This is a genomic window from Alteromonas sp. ABM1_013 (genome assembly GCF_056160505.1).
Genome location: NZ_JBSWXH010000002.1, coordinates 1 through 12,368 on the forward strand (window position 1 = coordinate 1; position 12,368 = coordinate 12,368).

The 12,368-nt window shown below is 43.9% G+C and carries 9 protein-coding genes and 2 rRNA genes; 3 read left to right on the forward strand and 8 right to left on the reverse strand.

Annotation, left to right across the window (positions count from 1 at the left end):
• Nucleotides 1-691: ribosomal RNA gene (locus tag ACXAGK_RS04770) — 23S ribosomal RNA — on the forward strand; the annotation flags it as partial.
• A 135-nt stretch (nt 692-826) separates the two neighbouring features.
• Nucleotides 827-942 (forward strand): 5S ribosomal RNA (gene rrf / locus ACXAGK_RS04775).
• Between the two features lie 104 nt (nt 943-1,046).
• Here the strand turns inward: rrf and ACXAGK_RS04780 are convergent.
• From ACXAGK_RS04780 to ACXAGK_RS04790, 3 genes are all read right to left on the reverse strand, one after another.
• On the reverse strand, nt 1,047-2,783 hold the full coding sequence (locus ACXAGK_RS04780; RefSeq protein WP_474854502.1) for an AMP-binding protein: 1,737 nt from the start codon (nt 2,781-2,783) through the stop codon (nt 1,047-1,049).
• A 356-nt stretch (nt 2,784-3,139) separates the two neighbouring features.
• Nucleotides 3,140-3,718, reverse strand: a complete 579-nt coding sequence (locus ACXAGK_RS04785; protein ID WP_474854504.1) for an EF-hand domain-containing protein — start codon at nt 3,716-3,718, stop codon at nt 3,140-3,142.
• A 256-nt stretch (nt 3,719-3,974) separates the two neighbouring features.
• Complete coding sequence (locus tag ACXAGK_RS04790; protein WP_474854505.1) at nt 3,975-6,344, reverse strand: DNA polymerase II; 2,370 nt, start codon at nt 6,342-6,344, stop codon at nt 3,975-3,977.
• 435 nt (nt 6,345-6,779) lie between these two features.
• Here ACXAGK_RS04790 and ACXAGK_RS04795 point away from each other — a divergent pair, with 435 nt between their 5' ends.
• Complete coding sequence (locus tag ACXAGK_RS04795) at nt 6,780-7,811, forward strand: MBL fold metallo-hydrolase (protein ID WP_474854507.1); 1,032 nt, start codon at nt 6,780-6,782, stop codon at nt 7,809-7,811.
• Here the strand turns inward: ACXAGK_RS04795 and ACXAGK_RS04800 are convergent.
• The 5 genes from ACXAGK_RS04800 to ACXAGK_RS04820 form a co-directional block, all read right to left on the reverse strand.
• Nucleotides 7,808-9,085, reverse strand: coding sequence for a sensor histidine kinase (locus ACXAGK_RS04800; protein ID WP_474854510.1), 1,278 nt, complete (start codon nt 9,083-9,085; stop codon nt 7,808-7,810). The genes ACXAGK_RS04795 and ACXAGK_RS04800 overlap by 4 nt on opposite strands.
• The gene (locus ACXAGK_RS04805) at nt 9,085-9,669 is read right to left on the reverse strand and encodes a chemotaxis protein CheX (RefSeq protein ID WP_474854511.1); all 585 of its coding nucleotides are present in this window, start codon (nt 9,667-9,669) and stop codon (nt 9,085-9,087) included. Before ACXAGK_RS04805 ends, ACXAGK_RS04800 begins: the two co-directional genes overlap by 1 nt.
• The gene (locus tag ACXAGK_RS04810; protein WP_474854513.1) at nt 9,666-10,031 is read right to left on the reverse strand and encodes a response regulator; all 366 of its coding nucleotides are present in this window, start codon (nt 10,029-10,031) and stop codon (nt 9,666-9,668) included. Before ACXAGK_RS04810 ends, ACXAGK_RS04805 begins: the two co-directional genes overlap by 4 nt.
• Before the next feature lie 250 nt (nt 10,032-10,281).
• Nucleotides 10,282-11,460, reverse strand: a complete 1,179-nt coding sequence (locus ACXAGK_RS04815; protein ID WP_474854514.1) for a pyridoxal phosphate-dependent aminotransferase — start codon at nt 11,458-11,460, stop codon at nt 10,282-10,284.
• Between the two features lie 19 nt (nt 11,461-11,479).
• Nucleotides 11,480-12,301: a sulfite exporter TauE/SafE family protein gene (locus ACXAGK_RS04820; RefSeq protein WP_474854516.1), complete on the reverse strand. Its 822-nt coding sequence runs from the start codon at nt 12,299-12,301 to the stop codon at nt 11,480-11,482.
• Nucleotides 12,302-12,368: the final 67 nt, after the last annotated feature.

Genomic DNA, 12,368 nt, shown 5'->3' on the forward strand with positions numbered 1-12,368 from the left:
ATCGGGGTTGTGGACAGTGTCTGGTGGGTAGTTTGACTGGGGCGGTCTCCTCCCAAATAGTAACGGAGGAGCACGAAGGTTAGCTAATCACGGTCGGACATCGTGAGGTTAGTGCAATGGCATAAGCTAGCTTAACTGCGAGACAGACACGTCGAGCAGGTACGAAAGTAGGTCATAGTGATCCGGTGGTTCTGTATGGAAGGGCCATCGCTCAACGGATAAAAGGTACTCCGGGGATAACAGGCTGATACCGCCCAAGAGTTCATATCGACGGCGGTGTTTGGCACCTCGATGTCGGCTCATCACATCCTGGGGCTGAAGTCGGTCCCAAGGGTATGGCTGTTCGCCATTTAAAGTGGTACGCGAGCTGGGTTTAGAACGTCGTGAGACAGTTCGGTCCCTATCTGGTGTGGGCGTTGGATGATTGATGGGAGCTGCTCCTAGTACGAGAGGACCGGAGTGGACGAACCGCTGGTGTTCGGGTTGTCATGCCAATGGCATTGCCCGGTAGCTATGTTCGGAACGGATAACCGCTGAAAGCATCTAAGCGGGAAGCCGGCCCAAAGATGAGTCATCCCTGAACTTTAAGTTCTGGAAGGGTTGTTATAGACGATGACGTTGATAGGCAGGGTGTGGAAGCGTTGTAAGGCGTTAAGCTAACCTGTACTAATTGCCCGAGAGGCTTAACCATACAACGCCCAAAAAGCTTTAGGCTTTTGAAGTGTTGTAGACAAGCTAAGCTCTGAGAAAGAGCCGCAAGTAGAGTGAAAAGCAGTTACTCACTGATTGAATAGATATCCAGTTTTCTAGATTGTTACCAGTTTTTCCTGGCAGCCATAGCGATACGGTACCACCTGACTCCATTCCGAACTCAGAAGTGAAACGTATTAGCGCCGATGGTAGTGTGGGGCTTCCCCATGTGAGAGTAGGACACTGCCAGGTCCCATTAAGAAAAACCCGCCTAACGGCGGGTTTTTTGCGTTTGCACGAAAGAAAAAATAGTGGGGTCAGAGTCACGACTCTGACCCCATTTGTTTGCCGTAGGTTTACGCCTCGGTTTGTAGGGCTTGGTTCTTCAGAGTTTCTATCATGTGTTCACGCATTTTAAACTTCTGTAGCTTGCCTGTTACTGTCATTGGGTACTCTTTTACTACACTGATGTATTTAGGTACTTTAAAGTAGGCAAGTTTCGATTTTAAGTAGTCTCGTATTTGCTCTTCATCTACATGCCTATTGTCTTTTGCTTTGATCCAAAGGCACACTTGCTCGCCATATTTGTTATCGGGTATGCCAAATACAGCTGCGTCGGATACGTCGTCATGTTGGTACAGCACCTCTTCGATTTCTCGTGGATAAATATTCTCCCCCCCACGTATGATCATGTCCTTTATTCTGCCTACAATAGTGACATAGCCTTGTTCGTCCATTTCGCCAAGATCGCCAGAATGAAGCCAACCTTCGTCGTCTATGGTAGCTCTAGTTTTAGCTTCATCTCCCCAGTAACCTTTCATCACGCAATAGCCTCTTGCACAAATCTCACCTGGCTCTCCAATTGGAACAGTACTGCCTTGTGCGTCGATAATTTTTACTTCCGTATGAGGCATAGCTCGTCCGACTGTTTTAACCTGTTTCTCAAATGGTGATTCAATATCGGTAATATGATTGATAGGGCTGCACTCTGTTTGACCGTAACCTATAACGACTTCGGTCATATGAAACTCACTATGGACTTTACGCATTAGTTCCTCAGGACATGTACTTCCCGCCATAACGCCAGTTCTCAAGCTCGATAAATCAAAGCTTCCAAAGTTAGGAAGCTCTAGCTCGGCGATGAACATGGTTGGCACGCCGTGCAAGCCAGTACACTTTTCTTCTTCTACTGTGCGAAGCGTTTGTTCGGGGTCGAAAGACTCCCCAGGAAATACTGCGCATGCTCCGGACGCTAAACAGACTAAGTTGCCCAACACCATACCAAAGCAATGATAGAGCGGTACGGGAATACAAAGCTTGTCTTGGTGCGTAAATCTCATTGCTTCTGATACTAATAAACCATTATTTAATATATTGCGATGCGTGAGTGTTGCGCCTTTCGGGTTACCGGTCGTACCTGAGGTGAATTGAATGTTGATGTTATCATCAGCATTTAGCGTTCTTTCGATGTCTATTAACCGCGATTTTAAAGCCTTAGTAGGCTCTACTTGGAGTTTTGAAAATGCCTGTAGTCCGTTTACCGTTGTCTCGCCGATAGTATATACGTGTTTAAGAGAAGGGAGCTTCGAGAGCGATAGCGCCGCGTCCGTTTGACTCTGTTCGTCAGAATCTAGTTCCGGAGCTAGTTCTTTCAAAATGGCGATGTAGTTTGAGTGTTTAAAAGACTGTGCCATCACCAAGTGCTTTACCCCGACATTGTTAATAGCAAAGGCTAATTCATCTGGGCGGTAAGCTGGGTTAAGACATACCATGACCGCGCCAATTCTTGCCGTGGCCATTTGTACAAGTGACCACTCGATGTTATTGGGGGACCATATCCCAACTCGATCACCTGGCTCTACGCCATTGGCAAGTAAACCACAAGCCACACGTTCTACTTCACGCCAGTATTGCTGATAGGTCCAGTGAATACTTTGATGTTTTACGATGATCGCTGGGTTATCGCCATAATTGTCGACAACCTTTTTGAAGTATTGACCTATTGTGAGTGATGTCAGTTCAGCATCACAAGGACCGCTAAACTCACTTTTTTGAAGTGGAAATACAGTGTTTGACTGTGTATTTGATTCCATTATTTCTTGCCTCCATGCGCGTACGCATATGATTTAAATGTAATTTTAGATAATCGCTATCATGATTTTGAAATCGAAGTACACAATAGCGACCTTTGCGCTAATTACAGAATGCGCGATTGAGTAAACAAAATATTTAACCTTTATTAACAATATGGTTGCAAATGCGTTTTGTCGACAAGATGTTGGTCGTATACGGTGCTGTTCAACGAAAAATATTAGCGTTTCGTCGCAGGCTATTTATTAGGGGGCGAACTGGTGAGTTTCGTGGGGTGTAATGTTTAAAGGAAAATAGAAAAGCCCCGCACTTTAAGCGGGGCTACATAGTTGGGAATACTATGAATTATTTAGTTTAACTATTCTGATTCAATCTCTTCAAAATAGGTACGGTATTCCATACGAGTTATGTACGAATCACCATCTTCATCCATTGAGTCAAAGTCGCCTTCAACGTCGGCCATTTCTAGCTCCTTCTCACTGATTTTACCATCGCTATCCTTGTCGATTTTAGTGAACTTAGTATTGGCCGTTGCAGACATCTCTGTGCGCAACTCTTTATTCTTTTCTGAAATCATTTCATTATCAGCTTTAGAAAAAAGTGCTGGATTGCCTTCTTCAGTTAGTACAGCGTCTGTTGTACCTTTAGCTTTAACCTGCGTGATAACCTCATCACTGAACATCGATGGTTTTTCATCGACAAATGAATTGAATTCTGCGCGGCTAACCATACTGTCTCCGTCAGTATCCATTTTAGATACTAACTTGCTGTCGATCGTACCTGACGATTCTGAACCGACTATGTAGCCATTACCGTCTTGGTCAAGCGCATTAAAGCTCTTAGAAATTTTTTCTTCATGATGGCCTGCGAATGCAGACGCAGAAAGTGTAGCTGCAACAACAGCACTAGTAATCATACTTAACTTTGTGATCTTCATAATCAAATTCCTTCTGTTTCTCATTGCGAACACGGGCTATCAATTGCCCTAATCACTAAATTGAACGCATGTTGATTGAAGTTAATTCTTCAAACAAACCTATTTAGCTACTCACAAATATCTTATTCACTTGTCGTGCCAACGATCTAAATTATTGAAAATATTTGTAATTTCTTAAGGTGCGAATAGATTCAGAGTGTAATTTTTTTGTTAATTTGTCACGAAGCCTGAAAGATCTTCATACAGATAAACATAATTAAAATAAGGAAAGCTGAGCGTTAGCTATGCGCTCAAAATTAAGGGATATCAGTGGCAATATACTATCAGCAATAGGCTTTATCTGTTTCTCTATATAGTGGTCATAGTCAAGCGGCGCAGAGATTGTTTCTACTGTTTGCGGCCCTTGAACGGTAATTACATAGGCTATGGAAGTATTAGATTGGTAGCGAAGTGGTAAGCCCTGTTCTTCGAATAATTTGTCGGCCCGTCTCGCCGCTTTAACATGAGGAGGAAGAGATTTTACATACGAAGAAAGTGGTTTTCTGAGTCGCTTTTTATACACCAACTTGTCATCCATCTTTCCCGCTTTTATTGCGTTTAGCGTTTTATTGATGTACTGCTTTACAGGTTCATTGGTAAAGACTCTTTTGTATAGTTCGTATTGGAACTCTTTAGCAAGCACTGTCCAATCCGAACGCACGTTCTCTAGGCCTTTAAAGATAAGCTCACCGTCTTTCATCCCTGCGTAGCGTTTTTTACTACCTTCAGAAGAGCCACGAATTGTTGGCATAAAGAAGGTAGAAAAGTGAGATTCGAACTCAATCTCCAAATGGCAATCAATATTGAATTGACGCTTAAGTAACTCAGTCCACTTCTCATTGATAATTTTGGCAAGCTCGCGACCGGTTTCAGAAGGTGTACCTAGTGCAGTATTTCCTTCAACATGCACAAACGTTGAATCGGTATCACCGTAGATAACTGTATAGCCTAGTTCCTCAATCCAACTCGCGGTGGTTTGCATGATCTCATGCCCACGCAATGTAATTGAACTGGCAAGACGAGGATCGTAAAAAGGACAGCCTCCGCTACCAAGTACTCCGTAAAAGGAGTTCATTAATATTTTAATGGCTTGAGAGCGTGGTGCGTCTTTCTGTTTTTTGGCTTCGTCGCGCTGAAGCCATAGGTTTTCGATAATGGAAGGTAGAAAATGTGATTCGCGGCTAAATACTGCGCCTTTAAACCCCTCTATTGCCGTATTAGGAGACTTAAGTCCTTCTGCAAGCCCCAATGGGTCGATTTTGAACGTTCGAATAATAGAAGGATATAGGCTTTTAAAATCGAGTACTAAAACATCTTTGTACAAGCCAGGTTGGGAGCGCATGACATAACCGCCAGGACTAGCTAAACCGCCATTTTCTGGCCTCACTCCAGCGACATAAGACTTGCGGTGAAGCTTAGGTAAATAAACGTTTAAAAACGCCGCTACCGAGCCTCCCGGTCGGCTCATATCTAAGCCGGTAAGAATGCTGCGCAATGCCAGAAAATCAATAAACTGGGTTTTATCCTGAATGCGGTTTACTAGTTCGGTGTCTTTAAAGTTGTAGTTCGCGAGTGCAACAGGATCGCTATGATAAAGATGTTTTATCGCTTCAAGTTTGTCGGCAGCTTGAATAAGCTTGTTTTCACCAAGCAGTTCTTCGGAAACATGGTCAAGAGAGAAGGACTCAAACTGATAGGTCATGGTTTTAAGTGCTTCAATACCATTAATCACGCATCGGCCGGGTACATCAACAAGTGTTTGGTCTTCCCACTGTCTTACTGAAGCCTCTCGGCCATGGCGGCCAATAGCATACTTGAGCGAATTTGCCTTAGCACGGCGGCCCAGCACAGCCATATCAAACTGCTTAACGTTCCAACCCAAAATAATGTCTGGGTCGTGGGAGGTTAGGTGTGAAAAAAAAGCTTCTAGCAGTTCTTTTTCAGACTCGACCGTAACAAGCGTGTATGGACTGTCTTCTTGCTCCTGTAATGTCTGACCAATAAAACTCGGTGGACAAACAAGCAGCACTACACTTTTTCCTTCGCCTGCCAGTGCAATGCTGAACAGCTCTTCGTGTTCATTACACTCAATATCTATACTTAATGACGTAAAAGTAGTTCTGAAATGGCAGGGTCTGATTTGCGCATTTTCTATAACAAGTTGTGACGTATCATCGACAACTTGTGGGGTAACGAATTCCACTGCGCCATACACAAAGCGCTCCATTAGATAGCGATCGGCCACGCGAATATCAGCTTCATACAATACAATACTTTGCTCTTGCGCGCGTTGGCGAAGCTGGTGCATATGCGATTCGGTGGCGGTCTTGACCGTAGCCACAGGAACTTGTTCTAGCGTGTGAAAACCATCTTCTGAAATTATGATCTTAACTGGCATACGAGCAGCCATGTCGCGCAATGCAGCACATTGTTCGAGGGACACAAAGCAAGTGGGGTTCTGAGGTGACGATACTAATCTAGCGGTGTTATTGGCGGTTTTAACCCAGAGTTCAACATAGACTTTGCCTCGCTGGGTAAACGTACTTTTGTTGAGTATGAACCCTTGCTGTATTACTGGGGCTGACATGAATTTGTTTTTACTAACCGCTTTTTAAAGGTGTCAATTCATTAGGAAAGCCCTAAGTGCGTGAACCTTGATTGAATTTTTCTAACCCACATTTTACGTATTCAGTCAAAAGCGCAAAAGGTACAAAATACGTCGGCTATCAACTTCAACAACCACAGTATAGCGTTTGTTATCACCAAGTCCTATAGATCTCTATTCGACAGATATGTTTGTTTTTGTTAACGGAGCGAGTTAGAACGAGACTGGTACCAATTATCTTACATGAGAACGAAGGTATCAGACCGATAAGATTATGCTGCGTTTACACACTAGCATTATCGACTGACGGTTTTATCAAAAAAGGCGGTCGTACCTAGGCTATTTTAGCAGCCATTGGAAACAGTGGAACGACTCAGTGAATATTAAAAGATGCAGGCTAGAAAAGGTGAGGGCGATATGGAGTATCTATACGACAAACAAGTAGAACCGGGTGAGCTAATTGAAGTAGCCGAAGATGTACTTTGGCTAACTATGCCCCTTCCATTTGAACTCGATCATATAAACCTGTACTTAATCCGCGGTGAAGGCGGCTGGGTAGTAATTGACACTGGCATCGGAATGTCTACTACCAAATCACTTTGGAAGCGCATATTTGAACAATTAGATGCACCAATTGTTGGTGTCATTGTTACGCATTTACATCCTGATCACGTGGGCTTAGCAGGTTGGATAGCTGATACATATAACGTACCTTTTTATATGACCCAAACCGAGTATTTCACTGCGCGAGCCTTCGCAGCAGGCAGAAACGGCGCTACTAACGCAAGAGATGTTCTGTATTACCAGCGGGTAGGGCTTGATGAATCAATGATTGCAAAGCTGACCTCTGGCGAGGGTAATGGTTACAGCAGTGTAGTCTCGCCACTTCCCTTAAGCTATACCCGTTTAAAGCATGGCATGACATTATCGCTTGGCGATAATGAATGGGTGGTTATGGTTGGGCGCGGCCATTCTCCCGAACATGCCTGCCTTTACAATGAAAAGAAAAATATTCTTATCTCTGGCGATCATATTCTACCGATCATCACACCTAATATTGGCGCCTATTCAACAGAGCCTGACGCCAACACCCTAGACGACTACCTGAACACCTTGCCCCAGTTTAAAAGCTTGCCGAAAAATACAACCGTGTTACCCGCACACAAACTTCCCTTTATCGGCCTGCATGAGCGTGTTGACTCGCTCATTGCACATCACCACGAACATCTTAAAGCCTTGTTGAACGCTTGTGAGAAACCTCAAACGGTGGTCGAGCTGTTACCCGTTATGTTTAAGCGCAAGCTTTCAAGCCGTAACATGGTGTTCGCTGTGGCGGAGTGTTTATCTCACCTTAACTATTTAATAAATGAAGGGAGTATTTCGCGAACACTCAATGAGGAAGGTGTATTTATATTTAAGGGGTGCGAAGCGAGTAAACTAGCGGGCTAGGAAACACTGGTGGGCGCTGCTGGGGCTTTAGGTATGGTGATTTCTACAACAGTTCCTTTAGCCTCTTTACTGCTAATCGATATTTTACCTTGGTGTTGTTCTACGGCGGTGTAAGCCACAGAAAGGCCCAGCCCTTGACCTTGCCCTTCAGGTTTGGTGGTAAAAAAAGGTTCGAACACGCGTTTTAAGTGTTTTGTTGGGATGCCACAGCCTGAGTCCAGTATTTTAATCGTTACTGATTGCGCGGCATCAATTACGGTGAGTTTAACAAAGCCCTTATCTTCTATCGCCTGCGCAGCATTTATCATTACGTTCATCAGGGCTTGTTTCAGTGGCCCTGGATTTCCCATAACCTCCACCTTTTCTTGCTCACATTCAATTTTATATTGGGGGGCGCTGTATTGAGCGGAAATGAGCGTGATGAGCTGATTACATATGGCACATATATCTACGGTTTGCATCCCTTCGGCAGTTTCTAGTGAAAAGTTTTTAAGGTTCTCAACAATGTCCTTTACTCGTGTAAGTCCTTCAGTGGACTCCGCAATTAGCTCGGTAATATCCTCTTTCAGTAGGTCATAGTGATTCGACTCAAATAAGGCATCTATTTGTTCCTTAAGCTCGTCATTAAAGAGCTCAATTTGCCCTTTCACACCGTCACAAATCGCAAGAAGGTGCGATGCGTATTGATCTAGCGTATTGAGGTTAGCATTTACAAAACCAATTGGATTGTTAATTTCATGAGCTATACCTGCTGCAAGTTGCCCCGTAGAGGCCATCTTTTCAGCTTGAATAAGCTGGCTTTGGGCGGTATCGAGTTTGCGAATGAGCTTTCGCTGCGCTTCGTGCTCTTTTTTTAGGGCTTCGGAAAGTTTTTGTTGGGCTCTGAAATAGCTCGCTTGGGCTGTTACATCTTGCAGGAATATGCAGGCTAAACGCTGCCCGGTTTTCTTATCTTTAATAGGCAAAATTTCCATATTTTGGTACATCTGCGTCTCTTCGCCCGTTATAGGCCGAGAACTTTTGAATGGAAATATATGCGGTCGTTGCTCCCAATAGCTAAAGCTTGGGTGCTGCAGCACGAATACCGACTTTAGTCTGCGTTTGAGGAACTTACCTTGCCCCTGAAACAACTCAACCACAGGCGTGTCTTTATAACAGTCGCGCATTTTATGAGGGAGGCGATCTAAAAAGAAGTCGTTGAGATAAACGACGTTAAAGTTCTCATCGACTATTCCAATTCCGACAGGCAATTTACCTACCAGCTGTTCAAACATTATGCAAGTAACTCATCCAACGTATCTTTCATGCGTGCAAGAGATTCATCGTCTAAACAAAACACAACGCGCATGCTAAACGAAGAAATTGCGATAACGAACTGTACTTCCATCACCAGGCTGTGCTGCCACTGAAGCTCATCAAAGTTCGCTTTATCGGGTAAAAACAACGTAGGCATGTTTAAGTTGGTGGTAAGCTCTAATTGATCAGAAAGGCCAGCTAAGCATGCGCCGGCTAAGATATTGCAAAGCTCCAAAATGATTTCTTGAATATCTTCCTTACTTAACGGTTCGTCGTAATCCATTAAAGTAGCAACTTCACTTAAACCTTCTTGTGACAGCACAGACATGACTTCACCGTGCACATCGCCTAAGAAAGACTGACGGGTATAAAAAGCATCTTTCGTTTCAAATAAAAGGCTGTAGAGCTGAGTGGGCGTGACGGCTGAAATTTTAGGTATAGAAATGTCGATTTTTGTTTCAATAAGTTGAGCGAGCGAGTTCGCGGCTTGCCCCATCGAAATATTTAGCAGCTCTTGAAGGGCATCTCTTTGCTCTTCATCCAGTGGTAGTACGATACTCATAGATACCCCAGCTCAAACAGTGCCATGGCCAATTCTTCTTTATCTAAAGGCTTGCGAAGAAAACGCTTAGCGCCTAAAGACATCACAATTTTTTGTTTTTCAGGCTGAAAATCAGCACTTATCACAATAACGTTTGGCATGTTAGACCTTGCATGCAGATGCTCTAACACGCCAACGCCGTCTACCTCGGGCATAGTAAGATCTAAAAGAATGAGCGCAAATTCGTTTTCGCAGAGAGCATTTATTGCCTCTTGTCCGTTTGTTGCTTCAGTTATCTCGTATTCTAAATCTTGGGGAAGCGAGCGTATAACACTACGCCTCGACAACTTGGAATCATCAGCAACTAGTACAGAAAGTGACATTTACAGCCTCCTTAAGCGGCATTTAACGCAATGCCTTTTTAGTAAAGTATGTGCAACTTTTACGTTACTGCAACAATACCGTTGAAAATTATTGCTACAGTTATGCTTTACCTGTTTATTTACTAATTTCAGTATATGACAAAGGTGACTTTTGTGCGTATTAGACTTTTAGTTGAATTAGAAGGCTGGTGCTTAGGGGGGAATGAAGAGGGCTAGGCACGTATCTAAGCTGACACATGCCCCTATATTTTTAGCCTTTTTGCATTGCCTGCATTTTTTCTAACGCAGCTGGCATTGCATCGACATAACGTTTAACGTCAGCTATTTTACCCATGCTTACACGAGACCAATTATTGTAAGTACGATAAATGCCTCGGATAAGTACGTCTTTTTCAGCCATAGCTTGTCGAAAATATTCGGCATTGCCATCGCCAAGATTAACAAAAATAAAGTTAGTACTAGAGGGAAGAGCTGTCAAACCGTTAGCCTTAACGGCATCCATTACCATAGATTTACCTTCATAAATTTTTTCTTTAGAGAACGCTAAAAAGGCGTCGTCATTATAGCTCGCTATTGCGGCAGCAAGGCCTGCTTGGTTCAATGTGTAGCCACCCATACCATAGCGATTGATCCATTCAGTATTTTCTTCAGAAGCAATAAGATAGCCTACTCGCATACCCGCTAAACCATAAATTTTCGAGAAGGTTCTTGCTACGATGACATTGTGGCCAGCTTTCACAAGTGGAATCATTGAGTGTTTTGGTGGCTCATCGATAAGTTCGTTATAGGCCTCATCAACTAAAACCAGTGTCTTTTTAGAGACTTTGATACAAAACTCGCGAAGCTTATCTGGGTCAAGCACTTTGCCCGTGGGATTATTAGGGTTACAGATATGTACCATACCGATAGAGTCATCAATAGCGGCATACATGGCGTCAAGGTCAATGTCGAGATCTGCTGTATTAGCAATTCTTACTATTTCAGGCGCACCTTGTTTCTCAGGTGCTTTTGAGGTGGTGTCCCAAAACAGGTCCGGTCCAAGAATTCTCCCATTCTTACTGGCTGCCACGGCAGCGTAGGAAAGGATAGGGCTAGACCCTGCGCTTAGGGAAATATTCTTACGCGTTATGCCATGACGCTCAGCAATCATATCTAACAGGGTCATCGCAGCAGGATAAGCGTAATATGCACCGCCTTCAGCTGAGGCTTGAGCAATGGCGTCCAACGCTTTGGGGCTAGGGCCAAATGGGTTTTCGTTAGCGTTTAGTTTCGCTACACCAGGTTTTGGACCATAAATGACTGATGCAGCTTCAGTCATTGCGGCACTTGTAGATTGAGCGCTAACTAGGCCGCTAAAACCTGTTGCTCCTATGGCTGATGCTGCTACCGAGCCACCTAAAAATAAACGTCTTGAACGGTTATAACTCATAGATATTCTCCTTTTTATTTTAAATGGCTTTATAGAACATTGCGCTTGAAACAATGACGAGATAAATGCCAAACAATCGCTTTAGCTTTTTTTCACTAAAGTTATGCGCCATCTTCGCTCCCATAGGTGCAGTAAAAATTGCGCCTATGCTGATAGCGATGAGCGCTGGAATGTTGATGTAGCCAATAGTGCCAACAGGAAGAGATGCCGTGTCTGGATGCTTCATAAATAGAAAGCCGATGGCGCCAGGAAGACCTATCAGGAAGCCTACGCCGGCAGCGGTAGCAACAGCTTGCTGAATAGTACGTTGGCACATCACCATCGTTATGACGGTTGGCGTGCCGCCTCCTATACCAAGTAACGCAGAGAAGCCGCCCAATACAAATGCTAATACCGCTTTGCCTATGCCCTTAGGCATATCGAAAACAAGGCCAGGGCGCACGACAAATTCAGGGAAAAGAAAATATACAGAGTAAAGCAGTACACCTGCAGCGAATACTACGGTTAAGCCATTCGCACTAGAGTTATTAGCTATTAATAAGCCTCCGCCAACACCAAGGATAAGCCAAATACTCCAAGACTTAAGGATGTCAAAATCTACGGCACCTTTGGCTCGATGCGCCATAACAGAACGCGCGCTAGATACGACAATTGATGCCAATGACGTGCCTATTGCAACTTTGACTAGTGATTCAGAAGGGGGAGTAAAGAAAGGGAAAACAGCGAGTAGGGCAGGAACAACAACAAAGCCTCCACCATTGCCGAATAGACCTGCGGTAATACCAGCAATGGCACCGGTTATACACAAGGTAACTACAAACCACAGTAGTTCTATTTCCATCAGTTTTCTACCCCACACAATACAGCTTTAAACATTGAATGACCTTTTAAGTTTTACTTATATACAG

What these genes read in the sequence shown, in the direction of transcription:
- ACXAGK_RS04780 (WP_474854502.1), bottom strand. Translation starts at nt 2,783, where the DNA reads ATGGAATCAAATACACAGTCAAACACTGTATTTCCACTTCAAAAAAGT.
- ACXAGK_RS04785 (WP_474854504.1), bottom strand. Translation starts at nt 3,718, where the DNA reads ATGAAGATCACAAAGTTAAGTATGATTACTAGTGCTGTTGTTGCAGCT.
- ACXAGK_RS04790 (WP_474854505.1), bottom strand. Translation starts at nt 6,344, where the DNA reads ATGTCAGCCCCAGTAATACAGCAAGGGTTCATACTCAACAAAAGTACG.
- ACXAGK_RS04795 (WP_474854507.1), top strand. Translation starts at nt 6,780, where the DNA reads ATGGAGTATCTATACGACAAACAAGTAGAACCGGGTGAGCTAATTGAA.
- ACXAGK_RS04800 (WP_474854510.1), bottom strand. Translation starts at nt 9,085, where the DNA reads ATGTTTGAACAGCTGGTAGGTAAATTGCCTGTCGGAATTGGAATAGTC.
- ACXAGK_RS04805 (WP_474854511.1), bottom strand. Translation starts at nt 9,669, where the DNA reads ATGAGTATCGTACTACCACTGGATGAAGAGCAAAGAGATGCCCTTCAA.
- ACXAGK_RS04810 (WP_474854513.1), bottom strand. Translation starts at nt 10,031, where the DNA reads ATGTCACTTTCTGTACTAGTTGCTGATGATTCCAAGTTGTCGAGGCGT.
- ACXAGK_RS04815 (WP_474854514.1), bottom strand. Translation starts at nt 11,460, where the DNA reads ATGAGTTATAACCGTTCAAGACGTTTATTTTTAGGTGGCTCGGTAGCA.
- ACXAGK_RS04820 (WP_474854516.1), bottom strand. Translation starts at nt 12,301, where the DNA reads ATGGAAATAGAACTACTGTGGTTTGTAGTTACCTTGTGTATAACCGGT.